The sequence below is a fragment of the Chryseobacterium wanjuense genome (assembly GCF_900111495.1).
In the GTDB taxonomy this organism is placed as follows: Bacteria; Bacteroidota; Bacteroidia; order Flavobacteriales; family Weeksellaceae; genus Chryseobacterium; species Chryseobacterium wanjuense.
Genome location: NZ_FOIU01000001.1, coordinates 1182705 through 1204011 on the forward strand (window position 1 = coordinate 1182705; position 21307 = coordinate 1204011).

General features: G+C 36.2%; 23 protein-coding genes. 8 read left to right on the forward strand and 15 right to left on the reverse strand.

Annotation, left to right across the window (positions count from 1 at the left end):
• Positions 1-78: 78 nt before the first annotated feature.
• The 7 genes from BMX24_RS05320 to BMX24_RS05350 all read right to left on the reverse strand — a co-directional run bounded on the left by BMX24_RS05320 (position 79) and on the right by BMX24_RS05350 (position 4991).
• Complete coding sequence (locus BMX24_RS05320) at positions 79-879, reverse strand: hypothetical protein (RefSeq protein WP_089791014.1); 801 nt, start codon at positions 877-879, stop codon at positions 79-81.
• 23 nt (positions 880-902) lie between these two features.
• Entirely contained in the window at positions 903-1481 is a 579-nt protein-coding gene (locus tag BMX24_RS05325) for a hypothetical protein (RefSeq protein ID WP_089791015.1), read from the reverse strand.
• A gap of 88 nt (positions 1482-1569) precedes the next feature.
• Positions 1570-2151, reverse strand: coding sequence for a GDP-mannose pyrophosphatase NudK (gene nudK / locus BMX24_RS05330; RefSeq protein WP_089791016.1), 582 nt, complete (start codon positions 2149-2151; stop codon positions 1570-1572).
• 45 nt (positions 2152-2196) lie between these two features.
• Positions 2197-3105 (reverse strand): TIGR01777 family oxidoreductase, encoded by a 909-nt coding sequence (locus BMX24_RS05335; RefSeq protein ID WP_089791017.1) that lies wholly within the window; start codon positions 3103-3105, stop codon positions 2197-2199.
• 26 nt (positions 3106-3131) lie between these two features.
• Complete coding sequence (locus tag BMX24_RS05340) at positions 3132-3476, reverse strand: hypothetical protein (RefSeq protein ID WP_089791018.1); 345 nt, start codon at positions 3474-3476, stop codon at positions 3132-3134.
• A gap of 6 nt (positions 3477-3482) precedes the next feature.
• A complete protein-coding gene (locus BMX24_RS05345; RefSeq protein ID WP_089791019.1) occupies positions 3483-4085 on the reverse strand; it encodes an HPP family protein in 603 nt (200 codons plus the stop codon).
• Between the two features lie 3 nt (positions 4086-4088).
• Positions 4089-4991: an arginase family protein gene (locus BMX24_RS05350; RefSeq protein ID WP_089791020.1), complete on the reverse strand. Its 903-nt coding sequence runs from the start codon at positions 4989-4991 to the stop codon at positions 4089-4091.
• A gap of 170 nt (positions 4992-5161) precedes the next feature.
• Here BMX24_RS05350 and BMX24_RS05355 point away from each other — a divergent pair, with 170 nt between their 5' ends.
• From BMX24_RS05355 to BMX24_RS05385, 7 genes are all read left to right on the forward strand, one after another.
• The gene (locus tag BMX24_RS05355; RefSeq protein ID WP_089791021.1) at positions 5162-5494 is read left to right on the forward strand and encodes a single-stranded DNA-binding protein; all 333 of its coding nucleotides are present in this window, start codon (positions 5162-5164) and stop codon (positions 5492-5494) included.
• A gap of 14 nt (positions 5495-5508) precedes the next feature.
• The gene (locus BMX24_RS05360) at positions 5509-5964 is read left to right on the forward strand and encodes an HRDC domain-containing protein (RefSeq protein WP_228404698.1); all 456 of its coding nucleotides are present in this window, start codon (positions 5509-5511) and stop codon (positions 5962-5964) included.
• 146 nt (positions 5965-6110) lie between these two features.
• Positions 6111-7463, forward strand: coding sequence for a histidine--tRNA ligase (gene hisS / locus BMX24_RS05365; protein WP_089791023.1), 1353 nt, complete (start codon positions 6111-6113; stop codon positions 7461-7463).
• Between the two features lie 26 nt (positions 7464-7489).
• The gene (chrA, locus tag BMX24_RS05370) at positions 7490-8620 is read left to right on the forward strand and encodes a chromate efflux transporter (protein WP_089791024.1); all 1131 of its coding nucleotides are present in this window, start codon (positions 7490-7492) and stop codon (positions 8618-8620) included.
• 27 nt (positions 8621-8647) lie between these two features.
• On the forward strand, positions 8648-9289 hold the full coding sequence (locus tag BMX24_RS05375) for a GNAT family N-acetyltransferase (protein WP_089791025.1): 642 nt from the start codon (positions 8648-8650) through the stop codon (positions 9287-9289).
• Between the two features lie 64 nt (positions 9290-9353).
• The gene (locus BMX24_RS05380; protein ID WP_089791026.1) at positions 9354-9890 is read left to right on the forward strand and encodes a PH domain-containing protein; all 537 of its coding nucleotides are present in this window, start codon (positions 9354-9356) and stop codon (positions 9888-9890) included.
• Positions 9891-9905: 15 nt separating this feature from the next.
• Positions 9906-10703 (forward strand): class I SAM-dependent methyltransferase, encoded by a 798-nt coding sequence (locus BMX24_RS05385; protein WP_089791027.1) that lies wholly within the window; start codon positions 9906-9908, stop codon positions 10701-10703.
• 45 nt (positions 10704-10748) lie between these two features.
• Here BMX24_RS05385 and BMX24_RS05390 read toward each other — a convergent pair whose 3' ends face one another.
• The 3 genes from BMX24_RS05390 to BMX24_RS05400 all read right to left on the reverse strand — a co-directional run bounded on the left by BMX24_RS05390 (position 10749) and on the right by BMX24_RS05400 (position 13092).
• Positions 10749-10991, reverse strand: a complete 243-nt coding sequence (locus BMX24_RS05390; protein ID WP_089791028.1) for a YtxH domain-containing protein — start codon at positions 10989-10991, stop codon at positions 10749-10751.
• Between the two features lie 99 nt (positions 10992-11090).
• On the reverse strand, positions 11091-11933 hold the full coding sequence (locus BMX24_RS05395) for an isoaspartyl peptidase/L-asparaginase (protein WP_089791029.1): 843 nt from the start codon (positions 11931-11933) through the stop codon (positions 11091-11093).
• 271 nt (positions 11934-12204) lie between these two features.
• On the reverse strand, positions 12205-13092 hold the full coding sequence (locus tag BMX24_RS05400) for a cyanophycinase (RefSeq protein WP_089792763.1): 888 nt from the start codon (positions 13090-13092) through the stop codon (positions 12205-12207).
• A gap of 201 nt (positions 13093-13293) precedes the next feature.
• On the opposite strand from BMX24_RS05400, the gene cphA reads away from it, so the two are divergent.
• A complete protein-coding gene (gene cphA / locus BMX24_RS05405) occupies positions 13294-15921 on the forward strand; it encodes a cyanophycin synthetase (protein WP_089791030.1) in 2628 nt (875 codons plus the stop codon).
• Between the two features lie 236 nt (positions 15922-16157).
• On the opposite strand, the gene BMX24_RS05410 is transcribed toward cphA, so the two are convergent.
• The 5 genes from BMX24_RS05410 to BMX24_RS05430 form a co-directional block, all read right to left on the reverse strand.
• Positions 16158-17342 (reverse strand): ATP-grasp domain-containing protein, encoded by a 1185-nt coding sequence (locus tag BMX24_RS05410; protein WP_089792765.1) that lies wholly within the window; start codon positions 17340-17342, stop codon positions 16158-16160.
• A gap of 219 nt (positions 17343-17561) precedes the next feature.
• Positions 17562-18395, reverse strand: a complete 834-nt coding sequence (locus tag BMX24_RS05415) for a type 1 glutamine amidotransferase (RefSeq protein ID WP_089791031.1) — start codon at positions 18393-18395, stop codon at positions 17562-17564.
• Between the two features lie 34 nt (positions 18396-18429).
• Positions 18430-19548 carry a carboxylate-amine ligase gene (locus BMX24_RS05420; RefSeq protein WP_089791032.1) on the reverse strand — a complete coding sequence of 373 codons (1119 nt, stop codon included), beginning with the start codon at positions 19546-19548 and terminating at the stop codon, positions 18430-18432.
• Between the two features lie 27 nt (positions 19549-19575).
• Positions 19576-20529, reverse strand: a complete 954-nt coding sequence (locus BMX24_RS05425) for an ATP-grasp domain-containing protein (RefSeq protein ID WP_089791033.1) — start codon at positions 20527-20529, stop codon at positions 19576-19578.
• A 48-nt stretch (positions 20530-20577) separates the two neighbouring features.
• Positions 20578-21291, reverse strand: coding sequence for an alpha/beta hydrolase-fold protein (locus tag BMX24_RS05430; RefSeq protein ID WP_089791034.1), 714 nt, complete (start codon positions 21289-21291; stop codon positions 20578-20580).
• Positions 21292-21307 lie beyond the last annotated feature (16 nt).

The window sequence follows — 21307 nt, forward strand, 5'->3', positions numbered from 1 at the left end:
TCAAATCGGGATTTCTAAAATACGCAGATTTTACCTTCTCTAAAGTCCAGATTCTCTCAACAACTGATAATATTGATACTATTTGTGAAAAGTATTTGTGAGATTAGTGTTTAATTCAATTCTGTCAAAAGGAATAATCTTGTCTTCAATCAATTTATTTTTTAGACGATCCGCATATTGATGTGCAAATTTTTCTTTTTCAACTTTAGGAATACTCATATAATAATCATCACGAGCTTCTTTTTCCTCATAATCCTCATCTTCATTTCCAGGTCGTTCCACAACTTCCAGATAATGAACGTAATGTCCGAATTCATGAAGTAAAGTTCTATAAAGTTGAGTATTTCTTGAAGAATATAATTTTAATTCAGCAATAAAATTCCGTGTATTTTCTTCAAAAATATAACCATCTTCTTTTAATCGTATAAATTCTTTTTGATCTTCAACAGTCAGTTTTTTAGACCAAATTAATTTTTTATTTAAATCAATAGAATCTAAAATGATAGCAGGAAAATATTCTTTTTCAATTTCAAAACTATAGATCAATCTTCCCCAAACCGGTGAGATTATCTCCTCTTTTCTTTTGGGTTGACGTAGAATAATAAATTTTAAATCTCCATAATCTTCTTTTGGAATATGTTCAATTATTTTTTCTAAATCCTCAACTGAACAGGAATGAAAGGAATTCTCACGCGTTTCTTCAATAACAAATAAAAACTCATGGTCATTAATGATTCTTACTTCTTTTTGATATTTTTCAATCCTTTCGTAGAAAGATTTTAACGTTCCGTAAGGTGTTGAGATTTTCAGTCTGTTATTTTGACCAAAGCCCTGATTTTCGGTTCCCATATTTCTGTTTCTTCTGGTCGGATTATACATGAAATCTTCGTTTTAAAATTTTTTTACTCCGTCTTCTGGTAAATATAAGTCAATTTAGAATTTTTAATAAACTCTTCAAGCGGAGTTTTGTCTGTTGCATTTTTATCGGTCAGTTCAAAATAATAGACCATGATATTTGGGAATTTAGGGTCTTTGCAGGAAATTTTAAATCTTTTTACTTTTACGTCTGAACTTAAAAATAATAACTCAGAAGCGTTGCTTAGCTTAATATTATTTACTTCGAAAGAATCTTTCCAGTTTTTCTGAAGGCGTACAAATCTTTTCTGGGTTCTGTCGCTGTCCTCATTTTCAAATTTATCAATCTGAAAATCAGTGAGAAGTTGAGGATAAACCAAACCTTCCTGTAAGATTAATTTTGTGATTTTATCAGATTTATCATAGTAAATAATCTTAGTGTCAAACAACACCTGATTGTCTTTTACACTGATATTTCCGCTAAATTTTTTATAATTTTTCTTTTTGTAATCATTCTTAAAATGTTCTATTGCAGCTTTATCTTTTGATGTAGGTTTTTCAGTTTTTTGCCCAAAAACATTGATAGACAGCAGTAAAGAAAGACTCAAAGAAAATAGAAGTTTCATAAGGATATTGATTTAATATAATTTTCCAGCAAAGCACTTGCCAATCGTGGTAAAATAAAGTGCTTTAACATAAATAGGTTTAAGAGTTTTATAAAATATTTTTAATTCGGATGTATTGAAGCAGCATAATGGTTTTTGCATCTTTAATGTCACCTTTGTCGATCATTGAAAGCGCCTCATCGAAAGGAAGTTCCAGAACTTCAATGTTTTCGCCTTCTTCTGCGAGTCCGCCGCCATTTGCGACTTTCATTTCCGTAGAATATTCTGCGATGAAAAAGTGAAGAATTTCCGTCACAGAGCCCGGCGACATATAGGCTTCAAAAATCTTTTCAACCTTCGAAATTTTGTATCCGGTTTCTTCTTCCGTTTCCCTTTTGATGCACTCTTCGGGGTTGTCGTTGTCGAGTAATCCGGCACAGGCTTCGATCATCATTCCGCTTGGATTTCCGTTGATGAAAGTCGGTAACCGGAATTGGCGGGTCAAAATTACTGTATTGGAAGTGGTGTTATAAAGTAAAATGACGGCTCCATTTCCTCTGTCATAAGCTTCACGGCTTTGTTTTTCGGTCGTTCCGTCTTTTTTTATGAGGTTAAAAGTTACTTTTTTTAAGGTATACCAATTGTCTGATAAGATTTCGGTATTTAATATATCTATTTTGGGATTTTGCATTATAAATTTTTATTTAAATAATATGGTGGAGTAAATCATTAATCATTAATTGTTTTTAAGTAAATCTTCCAACGCCATTTCCAGACGGGGAAATTCAAACTGAAAACCCGCATCCTGAATTTTCTGTGAAGAAGCTCTTGACCCTTCCAGCAACGCATCTGCCAACTCTCCAAAGATAAGCTTTAAAACAAATCGTGGAACATTAGGCATAAATAAAGGTTTCCTTAGTATTTTCGCAATATTTTTCGTTAAATCTTCATTAGTAATATGCTCTGGAGCCGTAGCATTATAAGCTCCATCCAAGTCTGAATTTTTTAAAGCAAATTCGTAAATCGAACAAATATCTTTAATATGAACCCACGGCATAAACTGTTTTCCGCTTCCCAATGGAGAACCAATTCCCATTTTTATGGTCGGAATCATTTTTTTTAATGCGCCGTCTTTTTCCGAAAGCACGACTGCAGTTCGGATTTTTACCACTCGTTCTGCCAGATTCTGTTCTTTAAAATTATCGGCGGCTCTTTCCCAAAGAACAACCACTTCACTCAAAAAATCATTTCCCGGAGCGTCTTTTTCGGTAAAAATTGTATCAGTTGTTTTAGTTCCATAGTAATTTATTCCTGATGCTGTAATGAACGATTTTAACTTAATTTTCTTTTTACGTAAAGTTTTTAAAATCAATTGAGCCGAATCTACACGACTTGAAATCAGTTCCTCTTTTCGCTCTGTTGTCCAGCGTTTTTCAGAGATATTGGCTCCTGCAAGATGAATGACATGGGAAACATTTTCTAAAACTGCTTCGTCAATTGTTCCTTTTCTGACATCCCATTCAAACTCGTTGCTGTGCTGTTTTTTTCGGGTCAGAAACCGTACAGTATAGTCTTTTTCAAGCCTTTTGGAGAGCTCCCGGGCAATCATTCCACCAGCGCCGGTGATCAGGACAATTTCTTTCATGTGAATAGTTTTAAGTATTTGTGTTTTTATGCTTTATTTTTTACAATCAAAACAAAATCGTCATCCAACATTTTATAACCGTAATCATAAATAAATTTGTATTCAGATCCGTTTTTATAAACTTTCAGATTTGTAAAGAAATCAAAATCAAAACCTAAACCATCCAGCTTGGATTTTGCAATTTTCGTTTTACCGTCGATGTTTACTTCTACCAGAATTCTGTAGTTTTTGCGAAGTTTGTTGTTGATATTTCGCATCAGATTGTTAGAATCCTTATTCTGCTTATTGTTGTAGGCGTTTCGGCAGGCATCGTTGCAGAATTTTTTATCTGACCTGCCCATAATTTTTTCGCCACATTCGAGACAATTCATAATTTTTTACTTTTTCATTTTGTGCGGATGTGCATGTTTTTTCTTCAATAATCTTTTCAACCTGTTATGGGTAGGATAACTTCTGTTTGAGGTAATATTGTTGAAAAATAATGCAGCAATTAAAAGGATGATACATCCGGTGAGAACTGGCGAAACAACGTACCAGTAACCCAGCTCCGGGATTTTCCCTGTTGAGCTCACTGCAATCAGAGCGGTTGCGCCGCCGGGAGGGTGTAAAGTTTTCGTGTATTGCATTAAAACAATAGAAAAAGCTACAGCTAAAGGCGCAGAAAGCCAAATAATATCAGGGACAATTTTATAAACGGTAACTCCCACCAATGCTGAAATTACGTGTCCTCCCACCAAATTTCGGGGTTGTGCCAGCGGACTTTGGATGGCTCCGTAGATCAACACACTTGAGGCTCCAAAAGAACCGATCAGAAAGATATTTTCTGTTGCAGAAAGCGTATGAGACTGGATAAAAGCAATGATTCCGATTCCGAAAAACGCTCCCAGAAACGACCAGAAATGTTCTTTATAATCTACCAGTGTTTCCTTGTAAATTACATATTTAGAAACCCTGAACGTTCTTTTTAATGTCTTCTTCATGTATTAATCTTCGTTGTTTATAATTTTAATTAAATTTTCTATAAAAGGTAAAGTATATTCACCATTTGGGTCATAATCCGGATCAAGGATAGTGATTTCAATTCCGAAACATTTTTCGTTATGAATCAAAGGTTGTAGAATTTCTTTCAGATTGTCATAATCGATTCCATCCTCCATTCGGCTGTCGACACAGGGCATTATTTTATCATTTAAAACATCGACATCAAAATGGATAAAGAAGCCGTCTAAATTTTTTTCGTTAATTAATGCTAAAAAGTCTTCTGAAGTTTTTCTAAAACCATTTTTTCTTACTTTATATAAATCAAAATAATTGATTTTAGAATTAATAATTTCTCCGACATATTCTTCATCATCAGTTTCCGCATTGCCTACGCAGAAAACATTTTCTGCCAGGAAATAAGGTTTTTGATTGTCAATATTCGTCAGTTTTTCATGTCCCAATCCACAGACAATGGCGAGATCCATTCCGGCAGCACCGCCACTGGGCGAAAGTCTGGCTGGAATATAATCGGTGTGCCCGTCAAGATAAAAAAGTCCGAAACTTCCCAGTTTTTTCAATGCAATTGCTGTGCCTATAAGAATACTGCAATCGCCACCGAGAATAATGTTGAAAGTATTTTTATCTGAATTTTTAAGGATAAGTTCAGATTGTTTTTTGGCATATTCAACAATTTGCTCCGGATTTTTTACACCTGTTTCTTGATCAAAATTCATTGCATAAGCGGGAGATTCCAGCCTGTAAATATGTTCAGGAGAAATTCTTTCGTGAAATCCTAATTTCTTGAGCCAGTCTGGAAGCTTTCTTACGCCCGGCTCTATCTCGTGCTCTTTTTTTGTGAGTCCCAGATTAAACGGAAATTCAAATAATGTAATTTTCCCTTTCATATTTATCTTTTACCAAAGATACAAAATTATCCGTTTGCAAACGACTACAAATGAATTTAAATAGTTTTATACCGACTTGTGTTTTCGTTTTCAACAATCTTTGCAACAGAGATTTGAGAAAACAGTGAGCGTCTCTTATCTAATATTATTAATCTTTAAAAAATAAAATTATGTCACTAAGAAACAAAGTAACATTAATCGGTTACACAGGAAAAGAAGTAGAAATGATGAGCTTCGAAAGCGGAAACGTAAAAGCAAGCGTATCTTTGGCAACGAGCGATCACTACACCAATGCTAAAGGCGAGAAAGTAGAGGAAACACAATGGCACAATCTGGTGGCTTTTGGGAAAACGGCGGAGATTTTTCAAAAATATGTAACAAAAGGAAAAGAAATTGCTGTCGAAGGGAAATTAACATACAGATCGTACGATGACAAAGATGGCGTGAAAAGATATATCACAGAGATTCGAGTGGATGAAATTCTGCTTTTGGGAAGTAAATAATTCTAAAAACACAAATGATGAAAGTAAAAGTTTTTAAAATAAGATTACCTGAGGAATTTCTTTATGAAGATCAAAAAACGCTGGATTCTTTCCTGGAATCGAACGATATTATAAAAGTGGAAACCGCTTTTGTACAGGATGAAAATTACTGGTCTGTAGTCTTGTATTTTGATGAGTTGAAAATTGTGCAAAACACAGTGAAAGATCCGAAAACAGCAAAATATTCTGCAGAAATTGAGACACTAAATGCCGATGAAGAAAAGATTTTATATGCACTAAAGGAATGGAGATCAGAGAAAGCTAAAGAACAGAATTTACCGTCGTATTTTATCGCAACCAATAAAGAACTGATGTCTGTGGCAAAATATAAACCTGCAAAAAAGGAAGAATTGCGTGATATTAAAGGTTTCGGAAAACACAAAATTGAAAATTATGGCGAAGAGATTCTAGAAATTCTGGATAGTATTTGATTTTTCATGAATAAACACAAATAATGAATAAAAATCCTAAGCTGGAGAAAGATTGCTTCTTCAGCTTTTTGATTTAACGGAAAAGTCCGTTCAATTCCTTATTTTTGCAAGACTTATAATATTAATCATCATTTATCAATTATAAAATGAAGCCAAGTTTAGCAAAAGGGACGAGAGATTTTACAGCACTGGAAGTTGCAAGAAGAAGATATATCATCAATACTTTACAGAAAAATTTCGAGTTATTCGGATTCCAGCCATTGGAAACACCGAGCTTTGAAAACCTTTCGACATTGACAGGGAAGTACGGAGAAGAAGGAGATCGCTTGATTTTTAAGATTTTAAATTCAGGAGATTATACTTCAAAAGTAAATCAGGAAGACTGGGAAAATAAAAATCATCAGAAATTGACTTCCCAGATTTCAGATAAAGCCCTTCGTTATGACCTTACCGTGCCTTTTGCAAGATTTGTAGCGATGAATCATGGCCAATTGACTTTTCCTTACAAACGTTACCAAATTCAGCCGGTTTGGAGAGCAGATCGTCCTCAGAAAGGGAGATTCAGAGAGTTTTATCAATGTGATGCAGATGTTGTAGGAAGCGAAAGTCTTCTGCAGGAAGTCGAACTGATTCAATTATATCTAAAATCATTTTCAGATTTAAAAGTTTCCGTGACGATTCACATCAACAACAGAAAAATTCTTTCAGGTTTGGCAGAGTATGCGGGAATTACAGATAAATTGATTGATTTTACAGTTGCTCTTGACAAATTAGACAAAATAGGGAAAGACGGTGTTGTAAAAGAACTTCTGGAAAGAGGAATTTCCCAGGAATCAATCGATAAGCTGGATTTCTTATTTACTCAATCTGACGATGCTTTGGAAAATCTTCTTCAGTTAAAAGAGAAATTTACAGGAAACGAAATCGGCTTAAAAGGAGTTGAGGAACTGGAATTCGTTATTACCCAATCTTTGAATTTGGGGGTTGATATCCAGAATCTTGTTTTCGACATTACATTGGCGAGAGGACTTGATTATTATACCGGAGCGATTTTCGAGGTAAAAGCTGATGAAGTTCAGATGGGTTCCATCGGCGGTGGCGGCAGATATGACAACCTTACGGAAGTTTTCGGGGTAAAAAATATTCCTGGAATCGGTATTTCTTTCGGTCTGGACAGAATTTATCTTGTCATTGAAGAATTAGGACTTTTCCCTGAAGAAGCGACTTCAAAAGTAGAATATTTATTTGCCAATTTTGGAGGTGATGAAATGCTGGAAGCTTTAAAATTAATTAAACAATTAAGGGAAAAAGGGATTTCCGCAGAAATTTATCCTGAAAATGCAAAGTTGGGAAAACAGTTCACCTACGCAGAGAAAAAAGGAATTAAAAACCTTGTTTTCTTGGGAGAAGAAGAAATAAAAAACAAAAAAGTAACTTACAAAGACCTTGAAGCCGGAGAACAGAAAACGGTTTCTCTGGAAGAATTTTTGAATAACTAAATACATGCTAGGAATTCTGTAATACCATGAAGAATACAGAAGACTTGAAAGAAATTGCCAGGCTTTTTCTCAAACTGGGAATCATAGGTTTTGGAGGTCCTGCCGCACATATTTCTATGATGCAGGAGGAGGTTGTTACCAAAAGAAAATGGCTGACTCAACAACATTTTCTTGACTTAATCGGAGCTACTAACCTGATTCCCGGACCCAACAGTACCGAAATGGCCATCCATATCGGACGTGAAAAAGCAGGCTGGAAAGGATTATTAATTGCAGGAATTTGTTTTATTTTTCCTGCAGTTTTTATTACAGGTATTTTTGCGTGGCTGTATAAAGAATATGGTTTGTTGCCGGAGGTTCAGCCATTTATATATGGTATTAAACCTGCCATTATCGCCGTTATTCTTGGAGCTATTTTTCCTTTAGCTAAAAAATCGGTAAAGTCTGTAAAACTGGCAATATTGGGAATAATAGTATTGGTAGGCTTATTATTACAGTACAATGAAATTTTTCTGCTTTTTGGAACAGGAATTCTGGCGGTTTTGATATTTTTTATACAAAATAAAAATTCAGAGGGTTTAAAGAATTTAATTCCTGTCATTAGTTTGCAGCATTCGGGAAACGATATTTTATCAGCCGCAAATATCAAGCTTTTCCTGATTTTCCTTAAAGTTGGTGCAATTTTGTATGGAAGTGGATACGTATTGTTTGCATTTTTGGATGCAGAACTAGTGTCTGAAGGATTAATCTCAAGAAAACAGCTGATTGATGCTATCGCAGTCGGACAATTTACACCCGGACCTGTTTTTTCTTCGGTGACTTTTATTGGATATCAAATCAACGGATTTACAGGCGCTGTAGTATCAACTATCGGAATTTTCTTGCCGTCATTTCTGTTTGTGGCATTGTTGAATCCTTTGGTGAAAAAAATGAGGAATTCAAAAATATTTTCAATTTTTTTGGATGCTGTCAATGTTGCTTCCGTTGCCATTATTATAGCCGTTTGCATCCACATGGGGATGGATACCATTACAGATTGGCGCACAAGTCTTATTGCTGTTGTTTGCATTGTTCTAAGTTTTGGATACAAAAAAATAAATAGTGCATTAATTGTTTTGGCGGGCTCAGGAATGGGATATTTATTGACTTTTCTATAGCTGAATGATTTTCTAAGTTATTAAAAAATGAGTAAAAATATTTCCAAAGATATTATTGAAAAGTGGCTGAAAGGCTGGTCTTTATCAAGGAATCTTCCTTTACCGGTTACTTACAAATCAGGCTTTAAAGTTGATGTCGGTGACGAAAAACAAAAATCACGTTATATTTTTGCAGAAGCTAATACAGATTTTTTTCAATTGGCACAATCAATTCATGAGCCTTGGGTTTTCCTGAAAGTCTGCACTTCTTTTGATGATCTTAAAAATAAAATACCTGAAAGATGGCAACTTCAACCGCAAGGTTACATGATGTCCTGTTTTCATCGGATGAACATTATCGAAGTTACTTTACATAAGGGATATAAAATGGAATTTGAGAATTATAATTCTACTTTTGTTATTAAAATTCTTACTGAAAATGGAGAGCCTGCATCCATTGGACGGGTAGTTCTTGTCGATAACCTTGCCATCTATGATAGAATTTCAACGGAAGCCGATCACAGGAGAAAAGGGCTGGCTACATTTTTAATGAAAGAACTTGAAAAAATTGCTTTATCAAAAGGTATTACACACAACTTTCTGGTAGCAACAGAAGATGGTAAAGCATTATACCAGTCGTTGGGCTGGAATGTGTACAGCCTGTATACTTCGATCGTCATTCCGTCTTAAAATTTTTAAAATTGAATTAAATTATTCGTGAAGAAATAGTAATTTAGGCTCATAAACGATTACGATGAGCGAAAAATCAAGACTTGACGAAATAAAAGACGAACTGGAAAAACTAGATATTAATCCCACAATTTTTGCCAGAAAGGAAATTCGTGCCCTGCCGGAAGTCCTTTCCGAAGACGAAAAAATTGTGTATCTGGTCGAGGGGAGGAATAAACTTACCAATCATCATATTATTTTGGTGGCCACCGACAGAAGGTTGATTTTTGTTGATAAAGAGTTCTTTTACGGACTAAAAGTTGAAGATTTTTCTTACGATAAAATAAGCTCTATCCAATACGAAAAAGAGCTGATGTTGGCATCGATAGACATCCAGACGTCGGATAATATTGTTGAAATCGACGGAGTAGGGAAATATTATGCCGAATTATTTTGTGAAAAAACAAGAGATTTCATGTCTCGTCCCAAAGAATATTTTCAGGCAGCAAAAGAGCCAACCGTTTTAGATCAGTTGGAACAATTGGGAAGATTGAAAGAAAGCGGAATTCTGACCGAAGAAGAATTTTCTGAACAGAAGAAGAAACTGCTTGAAAAACTTTAATTAAACTAAAAACTAATGGAAAATTATTTAGAAATAAACAAGAATTCCTGGAATGCCAAAGTAGAGCCGCACCTGAAGTCGGATTTCTATTTTGTGGATGAGTTTCTAAAAGGAAGAACTTCTCTCAACTCTATTGAATTGGAGCTTTTGGGAGATGTAAAAGATAAAACTATTCTGCATTTGCAGTGTCATTTTGGTCAGGATTCGATCTCACTGTCGAGGTTAGGAGCCAAAGTCACCGGAATTGATTTGTCTGATAAAGCGATTGAAACCGCGAGAGATTTAGCTCTAAAAACAGGAACAGATACTCAATTTATTTGTACGGATCTCTATAATCTTCCGAATGTTTTGGATGAAAAATTTGACGTAGTTTTTACAAGTTACGGAACTATAGGCTGGCTTCCGGATCTTAATGAATGGGCGAAAATTATCAATCATTTTCTTAAACCCGATGGAAAATTTATCATGGCAGAATTTCACCCTGTTGTCTGGATGTTTGATGATGATTTTGAAGAAGTGAAGTACAATTATTTTAACGAAAAACCAATTGTAGAAACCTACGAAGGAACTTATGCCGATACATCTGCAGACATTGTTCAGGACTATGTAATGTGGAATCATTCTTTGGAAGAGGTTCTTCAGAATTTAATTGAAAATGATATTTGTATAGAAAAATTTAAAGAATACAATTGGTCGCCGTATCCATGCTTTAAACATGTGGAAGAATTTGAAAAAGGAAAATGGAGAATTCCGAAATTCGGCAACAAAATACCCCTTGTTTTTGCCCTGGAAACACAAAAAAAGTCATCGTAGTTTCATATTACGATGACTTTTTTTATATATGAATGCTAAAATAAACTAGTTCTGATTAACCGTTTCCTCTGCTTTTTCCTTCATTCCGTCTACTTTTTCCTGAACCTGGGAAGCAACATTATTGGCTTTATCTTTCAGATCATTTCCCCATTTATTCAGATTATCTTTTGCATTGTTGATCTTGTCTTTTACAGCTTGTTGTTCCTCAGGAGAAGAATTTTTATATTTCCAATATGCCAAAGCTCCTAATCCTAGTAGTGCTAATAAGCCTTTCGTTTTATTTCCCATGATTTCTATTTTTTAAGTGATTAATATTAAAGTTCTATAGTAGTAATCATGTAAAATGTGTGCCAAAAAATTGAATGGAATTATAAATTAATGTTAAAATTAATTGAAAACTTCAAAATTTTCTCCATCAAAACTTGCGAAAACCATAGTAGGATACGAATCCTGATGATAAATATTTCCATTTTTATCAATGGCAATGGCACCTGCGAACCCGTCGATTGTTTTTAATTCTTCAAAAGTTTTGGTGAAAGCTTTTTCAAGAGACATTCCGTCGGTGACTCTTGTGACGATTTTTGTTGCAGTGGCATTGCTTACAATATCTTCACCAACGCCTGTGCAGCTTACGGCACAAAAAGAATTGGCATAATTTCCGGCTACGGTGGCAGAATCAGAGATTCTTCCCGGAATTTCAAAACCTTTTCCTCCGGTGGAAGTAGCAACGGCCAGTTTGCTATTTTTATCAATCGCTACACAGCCAACAGTTCCTTTTCCGCCATTATTCAATTTTGCTTCATACTCTTTTCTTCTTTGAGGGATTTCAGTTGAAAAATTTTCAAAACCATGCTCATTTGCATATTTTTTTGCTCCATTTCCGCCCAAGACCCTGTCATCTTCTTTCATCAGCTCTTTCGCAACGAAAATCGGATTTTTCACATCCTGAATATTGATGACTCCACTCAACTTCTGAGTTTCACCATCCATAATGGCAGCGCTCATCCTGATCACTCCGTCACTTTGGATCTGCGAACCGATACCGGCATTGTACAATTCATCATTTTCCAACAAAGAAACGGCATACGCAACCGTGTCAAAAGCTGAATTATTTTGTAAATATTCAAACGCTTTTTGGGCGATATTTTTTAAAGAATTTTGTTTGGCAACTTTTACTTCGTGGCTCTGATCGCTTTCCGAGAAAAATCCGCCGTGGATGATTACTTTCATAATGTTGTATTTGTCAATGGTGACTTGTCAATGTGGTAATTTTTAAAATTAATATAAAAATTAAGCTAGACAAAACTTAAGACTTAATTTTCGCTTTTTTTTCGTTCGTATAAGTTTATTCACCACAAAGTTTGTCATCCTGCAAGGATTTAAGCACGAATCTTTACATACGACTCTCTAACACTATGCCTAGATCCTTGCAGGATGACAAACTTTGTGGATATTTATTCAATCGTTAAAACTGGAAATCCGAAACTCGTATCCACAACCCCTATCTATCCTGCGGAATCGGATTAAATTGTGAATTTTCAATCGTTAATGTCTTGGTAATTAAATCATAATGATCATTCATCGACATTACATGAACCGTTAAATTATCAATCGAAATCGGCTCGCCCAAATTGATATTGGTAAGATTGGTGTCTTTGATAAACCTTCCATCCACCAAAATAACAAGCCCGGAACCGACAGCCGTCATCACATCATTGTGGATGAAAAGTCCGGTATCTTCTCCCAAACCGATTCCCAGCGTCCTCGGATTGTTGACAACGGCCTGAAAAAGCCTCCCGATTCTGCCTCTCTGAACGAAGTGAGTATCGATAATGACATTGTCGATTAATCCTAAACCTTGTGTGGTTTTTATTTCACCCTTCAGCAAGGCTTCAGAGCTGCTTCCCTGATAAATCATATTTTCAGAAGCGGCAGCGGCGCCCGCAGAAGTTCCGGAGTAGATAAAATCCTGCTCCTGATATTTTAATAAAATGGTATCGTGAAATCTTGTTCCGCCAAGAATTGATGTTAATCTCAACTGATCACCACCTGTAAACATCACTACATCTGCGGCATTGGCTCTGGCAACCATAGCGTCAGAATTAGCTTCTTCACGGTTGTGAATATCCAAAATATTGACATTTTTGGCACCAAGAAATTCGAATGCTTTTTTGTATTCTGTACCTACAATTTGTGGGATTTGCGAGGCTGTTGTGATAATTTCGATCACAGAATCTTCTTTATTTTTGGATTCGTTGATGATCTTTCTTAAAATTCCTCTTTCAAAAAAGTTGAGATTTTTCTCTATATTCTGGTCAAAATCGGTTTCCGTAAAACTACCTTTGTTTACGGCTCCCCCGATTACAATTAATTTTCCAACGGGTTTCATCATATGTGCAAATTTAAAAAATAATTAACATTTGGCGAAATTCATGCCACATTTTAATTGATTTTGAGCTTTTTAGATTTGTTAATTAATTTTATCTCTTTTTTGACAAATCTTTAAGTGTGGTATAGTATTGTTTAGGGTTTTACATTATCTTTGATTTTAAATGGAGTTATTTTTGACTGTTAAAAATACAAATAGACTATGAAAATTGAGAAGATACAGGCATTACGCGGCCCGAATATTTGGAGTATCAGACGAAAGAAGCTGATTCAGATGAGATTGGATCTTGAAGAGATGGAAAACTTTCCTACCAATAAAATTGAGGGGTTCCGGGAAAGAATAGAAAAACTCATTCCTTCCTTATATACTCACAGATGTTCAGAAGGCGTAGAAGGAGGATTTTTCCACCGTGTAGAAACAGGAACGTGGATGGGACATGTCATCGAGCATATTGCCTTGGAAATTCAGACTTTAGCAGGGATGGATGTAGGTTTTGGGAGAACACGCGAAACAAAAACTCCGGGAATTTATAATGTAGTATTTAATTATATCGAAGAAAATGCAGGAATTTACGCCGCAGAACAAGCCGTAAAAATCGCAGAAGCACTTACGAATGGAGAAGAATATGACTTGAATGCCTGTATTCAGAAATTAAAAGAAATCAGAGAAAAGGTACGTTTAGGGCCTTCAACGGGAAGTATTGTTGAGGAAGCGGTTTCCAGAAAAATCCCATGGATAAGATTGGGAACGAACTCTTTGGTTCAGCTTGGTTATGGCGTGAATCAGCAGAGATTTCAGGCGACGATTACAGGGAAAACGAGCTCAATTGCGGTAGATATTGCCTGTAATAAAGAATTAACCAAGAGAATGCTGCATGACGCCGCCATTCCTGTTCCGATCGGAGAATTAATTACTGAAGAAGAAGAGTTGGATAAAGTCATCAAAAAAATTGGTTACCCGATTGTTTTAAAGCCTTTGGACGGAAATCATGGGAAAGGTTCGTCAATTAATGTAAATGACTGGGAAGCAGCAAAAATAGGTTTCCATCATGCTCAGAAATATTCCAGAAAAGTTATCATTGAGAAATTTATTACGGGATATGATTTCAGGGTTTTGGTGATTAATAATAAAATGGTGGCAGCAGCGAGAAGAGTTCCTGCCCATGTTGTCGGTGATGGCGAACTGAGCCTTCAGCAATTAATTGAAAAAGAAAATAAAGATCCGAGAAGAGGGTACGGACATGAAAATGTTTTAACTGAAATAGAAATCGATAAAGATACCACAGAACTTCTCGAAAAACTTCACTATACTTTAGAAACGGTTCCTCAAAAAGGGGAAGTTGTTTATTTAAAATCAACGGCCAATCTTTCAACGGGAGGTACTTCCATCGACGTTACAGACATGGTTCACCCGGAAAATATCACGATGGCCGAAAGGATTTCGAAAATCATCGGTCTCGATGTTTGCGGAATTGATATCATGGCGGAAAATTTAACCCAGCCTTTAAAAGAAAGTGGAGGTGCCATCATTGAAGTGAATGCAGCTCCCGGTTTCAGAATGCACTTGGCTCCGAGTGAAGGATTGCCTAGAAACGTAGCCGCTCCGGTAGTAGATATGCTATATCCTCCAGGAAAACCTTTCACCATTCCGATCATCGCTGTTACAGGGACAAACGGAAAAACAACCACGACAAGATTAATTTCCCATATCGTTAAAAGCAACGGTTACCGAGTAGGTTTCACCACTTCAGACGGAATTTATATCCAGAATACGATGCTGACAAAAGGGGACACCACAGGACCGCTTTCTGCGGAGTTTATTCTTAAAGACCCAACGGTAGAGTTTGCCGTTCTGGAAACGGCAAGAGGTGGAATTCTTCGCTCTGGACTTGGTTTTTCACAATGTGATATCGGTGTTTTAACGAATATTGAAGAAGATCATCTGGGAATGAATGATATTCACAGTTTGAAAGATCTTACGCGCGTAAAAAGGGTAATTCTCGACAGTGTAAAGAAAAACGGCTGGAGTGTCTTGAATGCTGACAATGAATATTCAATGAAAATTGTAAATGATCTTGACAGCAATGTTGCGATTTTCAGTATGAATGAAAACAATCCTCACATGCTGAAGTTTGCGAAAGAGGGAAAAATTACCTGTGTATACGAAGAAGGTTTTGTCACGATTAAAAAAGGAGACTGGAAGATAAGAATCGGGAAGGCAAAAGATTTTCCGATCACCATGGAAGGGAAGGCTAAGTTTATGATTGAAAATGTCTTAGCGGCGAGTTTGGCTTCTTATCTGTATGGTTTTGGAATTGAAGATATTTCAAATTCTCTGCGAACATTCATTCCAAGTGCTCAGCTGACTCCGGGAAGGCTGAATGTTTTTAAGTTTAAAAATTTCAAGGTGTTAATTGATTTTGCACACAATCCATCGGGTTACGAAGCGATTGAAGATTATCTGAAAAACGTAGAAGCCAATAAGAAAATCGGGATTATTTCCGGCGTTGGTGACAGACGTGACAGCGATATCCGGGAATGCGGGAAAATTGCAGGAAGGATGTTCGATCACATCATCATCAGGAATGAGAAACATCTTCGTGGAAGAAAAGAAGAAGAAATTAACGGATTAATCATCGAAGGACTGCAATCTGCCGGAAAAGACGTAAGCTATGAGATTATTCCTAAAGAAATCGAAGCCCTGAAGCATGCGATGGGAATGGCGGAAGAAGGAACTTTCATCACGGCTTTAAGTGACGTAATTTCCAATGCTATTGATCTTGTTCAGGAATATCAGGCGAGGGAATTGCTTGAGGATGATAAAGTGTAAAGATATAATGTTTAAAGTTTTCGGCGGCATCGAAGATGCCGCCGAAAACTCATTCAAAATAAAAACCTTCGGAATTTTTCGAAGGTTTTGTTTTATATTCCAATCCAGTTTGAGATGCTTCGACGGAGCTCAGCATGACAACGCTACAAATTAACCGCTAACTAATAAAACAGTTAGTATTAGAGATGTCATGCTGAGCGGAGTCGAAGCATCCATTTATTATGTTTTTTTTAAAATCACTCCTCCACAAAAAACGCATTAGAACTTCCAATCCAGATCGCATCTTTCTTGTTAAAATCTACATTTACCATTGCGGCTTTCGTCATTCTTCCAAGATTTTCGAGTAGGATAGGGCGTTCATCATTTTCGCGCCAAATATATAACAAACGGATCTCTGCTTTTGAAAATTCTCCATTAATATCTTCAAAAATCGGTTCGTAATTGACTTTCCTTTGTAAAATATAATTTTCCTTGTCCTCAATTGCATCAGTAATTTCTTTGGTAGGATTTAGATTAACTCCGCTTCCTGCAAAAGAAAACAAAGGTTTCAAAACAAAATTTTCGAGGTTTTCACTGTCCGGAAATTCGTGTAGAAAATAGCTTTTCGGAACAAACTGATGTTGCAAAAGAGGCAATAAAAATTTAGAAATTTTAAAAAACCAATTCGGATGCGTAATCCATTTTACGTCAATATCTTCACGGAAATCGAGCTCAGTTTTAAGATCCGGAATCCGGTCGAGCTCATCGAAAATGACACGGTTATAAATCCTTTTAATCTCCGTTAATTTTCCATTATTTTCATAGAACAATTTTTTGCCTTCTTTTTTAATTTTTGTCAGACAAACCGTTTTTATACCCAATAACTTTTCAGTTAGAATAAAATCAATGACTGTTTTTTGTTTTTCGGGATAAATTTCCAACAAAATAACGTTTTCGAGATTTTCATTACCGATAATCAGTTCTTTCATGTAATTTTTAAACTCTTCATGAGGCATTTTATTCTTAATCTCCGTTAAGAAAGGGTAGATTTCACAGAATGTATCTTCAAAAACCTTTTGAAAAGCATACAGCGAGGGAAAGGCCTGCAATTCGATAAGTTGAGGTTCTATTTCGCCGTTTTCATTTTTACATACTCCGAAATCTATCGTGAAAAAATGAGGTTTGCCGGTATCATTCGGAACCCGGCAATTGTCCGGGATGGCTTTTTGTAAGGTTTCTGCAGGCAAAGCTTTGATCTGATCGATAATACTTTCGCTTGCATCAAGCAGTTTATGTTCGAATTCTTTGGATAAAAAAAGAGGACTTTCAGAAATTCTGAATGCTGGTTCAAGACCGCTTTTTTCTTTTAAAATTTCTTTGAAACGTTCATATTTTTCCTGTGAAAATTCCTGATTAAACTGCTTTCTGTATTTTGAAATCATATTCTTTTTCTTTTTTGTGATTTTAAAAAATCGGACAATTGTTGCCCGATTTTCTGTATTACTATTTTTCTTTTTAAATATTTTGAGATGGTTTCTGGTCAAGATGCTTCGATGGAGCTCAGCATGACATCTCAAATACTAACTGTTTTATTAGCGGTCAATTTATAACGTTCTCACGCTGAGTCTAGAGTTGTATTCTGGAAGAGCATCTATGTTATTTTAAACCATCGCCTCTACCTGCTTCAAAACGTTTTTTTTTGCAAACCTTAAAAATCTTGGCAGAATCTGAGCCTGAGTCAAAATAATTTTGTCTTCATCATCCATTCTATCAACGGTTTCAAGATATTTTTCCATACCATAATTTTCAATCATGGCTGTTTTATATTTTTCGTCTTTCAAGCTCTCAACCATCCCCGCAGGATTGGCTTCAGGATGGAATTGTGTTCCGAAAATCTCTTCCGAAAAACGGATGGCCATCACCGCTCTTTCCAAATTAATATGTGGACGGAACTTTTCAATCGCTACGATTTTCATTCCCAATTCTTCAAAACGATCATGGTTAGGCTCAATAAACTGATAAGCCCTGGAATCTACGGCATAGAAGGGATCCGGAAGATTTTTAAACAAGAATTCCTGTTCGCCTTCTTCTGTTTTGTGGATCGGCATCACTCCGAAAGAATAAGATTTTCTTTTGCAGATATTTCCCAATTCCCAATGAATACTCGCCAATTGGAAAGAATGGCAGATGAGAAACAAATATTTTTTATCTTCATTATACTTGTTGTGCTCAAAAACCTGATCCAAAAAACCTGCAAATTTATCTTCCCACTCATGACCTTCCCTGTGCGGATTTCCCGGCCCTCCCGAAGAAATAAAAATATCAAAATCTTCGATATTGGGCATTTCATTTTTATATCTTACATCAAAAGTTTTGATGCTTACATTTTCTTCAGAGCTTTGTTGGAAGGCTTCGGAAATTTCTTTAATATTTTTAAAACCTTGATTTACCTGATTGTTGTTCATATCCAACAAAGCGATTCGAATATCTTTCATACTACATTATATTTTTTGCAAAGTTACCAAAATATTACGAAGTGAGTTCACCGTGCGTTATTCCATATTCGGTCTCTGAGATCATATAATCAACTACTTTCGTAAGATCGCCGGTTTCTTTGAAGATCTGAAGCTGTCTGTCTGCGCCGGTTCCGTTTTCTAGAATTTTCCAGGCATATTCGACTTCCGTTCTGCATCCTAAGTCATCTACAACATCATCGATAAACTCAAGAAGTTCTTTTAACAGATGAGGATAAGGAACAGATTCTTCTTTACCAAAATCAATCAGATGGGCTTCAATTCCGCTTTTGGAAGCTCTCCATTTATTTTCATTTAATAATAATCTTCTGTAGCTTCTGAAACTTAAATTTTGTTGATGAAGTTTATAGATTTTCGCCACCAAAGCCTGCATAATTGCAGCCAGACAAACCGTTTCATCAATTCTCAGAGGCATATCACAGATTCTGAATTCAATCGTAGGGTAGAATGGGTGAACTCTCAAATCCCACCAGATTTTCTTGGCGTTGTCGATGGTTCCTGTTTTCACCAAAAGATCAACATAGCTGTCAAATTCCGCCAAAGAATTGAAATAACTCGGAATCCCTGTTCTTGGGAATTTCACGAAAATCTCCTGTCTGTAAGATTTAAAACCGGTATATCTTCCGATCCAGAAAGGTGAGTTTGTAGATAGCGCATATACGTGAGGAAGGAAATATCTCATCACATTCTGGATTCTAACGCCTTCTTCACGATTCGGAATTCCGATGTGAACGTGCAGCCCGAAAATTAGATTTTCGCGTGCTACATCTCCCATATCATCAACGATTTTGATGTATCTTTCTCCCTGTGTGATCGTATTTGCAGACCAGTGCGAGAACGGGTGAGTACCTCCTCCCGAAACACGAAGGTTCTGGTCATGAGCTGTTTTGATAAGGTGTCTCCTAAGATTGGTAAGCTCAGCTCTGGCTTCCTGGATATTCTGGCAGATGCCCGTTTCCATTTCGATCATGGATTCGTGCATTTCGTGTTTTAAATTTTCGCTTAAAACCGCTTTTCCGCCTTCAATGATTTTCGAAACATGAGAGATCAGATCTCTGCTCTCAACATCAATAATTTGATATTCTTCTTCGATTCCAATAGTAAATTGATGCATTTTTTTTCGTGCTTTTATTTTTATGTTTTATTTTACAGAATCCTTTACGAAAGTTCCCCAGGAAATATTTGGTTTTCCGGGAACATATTCTTTAGCTTTTTCTATGGCTAATTTTGCGGCGTGCTCTACAATCCACGCGAAATTTTCTTCACCCACAGAGTTTCTGTCGGCATCCGGAGCGGGATTACAAAAGTCAATAGCATAAGGAATTCCGTCTCTTACGGCAAATTCGACAGTATTGAAATCATAGCCCAACGCTTCATTCATGGTAATGGTATAATCGTGAATGGTTTTTAATAATTTTTCCAATTCCTCACCTTGTGTCTGGTGCGTCGTTGCATATCTCAGATGATGTGCATTTCTCGGCTCATAAGGCATGATATGAACATATTTTTTACCTAAACAATAGACTCTGTAATAATCGTCGAAAATAATTTCTTCCTGAACCATCATTACCAGCTGCTCTGTTTCTCCCAGTTTATTCCACAAATCTTCAGGATTTTCTACTCTGTACACGTTTCTCCAGCCTCCTCCGTCGTGAGGTTTCATGTAGGCCGGAAATCCGACATAGTTAAAAATATAATCCCAGTCATGCGGAAATCTGAGGTTTCTGAAAGATGTTTCCGAAGTATTGGTCGGTCTTTCGTGTGATGGAAGCAAAACGGTTTTAGGAAGAGGAATTCCCAGTTTTGACATCAAAGCATTATTGAAAAACTTCTCATCTGCACTCCACCAAAATGGATTGTTGATTACATACGTCCCATTTAAAGCAGCATTTTTAAGATAAGCTCTGTAGAAAGGAACATCCTGCGAAATTCTGTCGATAATCACTGCATAACCGTAATCTGTTCCTTGTTCCAGTTTGTCGATCGTTACCGGTTCAGCGATGATTTCTCCACCGCCCAGCTCGTTTACTTTATCGATAAATGCCCAAGGGAACGTATCTTCCATACCGAATAGAATTCCTACTTTTTTTGCCATAATTGTATTTTTAAATGTTTTTATATTATTATTTTGTTTTAATTAAATTTAAGAAAAGAATGCTCCGATAAACGTCGGGAAAACCATCCTCCAAAGCGGCCAGTCGTGGTTGATCCACTTTCTTTCGTCGTACCAGAAATCAATTCCTTTTGAGCTTAAAATATCCGCCATTTCCAGGTTTTTGTCTCTGCAGATGTCCTGATCTGAGGTGCTTAAAACAATGTGCATATGTTTGTACTTCCAGGCTTCATCATTTTTTACGAATTCTCTCGGACAATTAAAATACACCAGTTCATCAGAATATCCGTCCATAAAATTTCTTATGCTGAAAGCTCCCGAAAGACAAAATAAATGCGAAACCACATCCGGAAACCTGAAAGCGAAATTCGCTGCATGATATCCTCCGAAACTCGCTCCAGCAACTGCCACACGATGCGTATCATGTAGTTTCTGGATATATGGAATAAATTCTTTAATCAAAAACTGAACATACAATTCATAATTTTTAATTCTTTGCTGCGGAGAAATTTTTTCATCATAAAAACTCCAGCTGTCAATCGTTTGTATATTATATAATTTGACTTTTCCCTGTTCTATAAACCAATTGATGCTTCCATTCAGGTGAAAGTCATGGTTTTGGGTATATTGCCCTTGTGAAGTGGGAAACATAACGATTGGGTAACCGTAATGTCCCGTAACCTCTACTTTAAGGCTTGTTCCTAAAATATGTGAGTAATAATCTGTGTGTTCTATCTGAGGCATTTTTTAATTATAATTG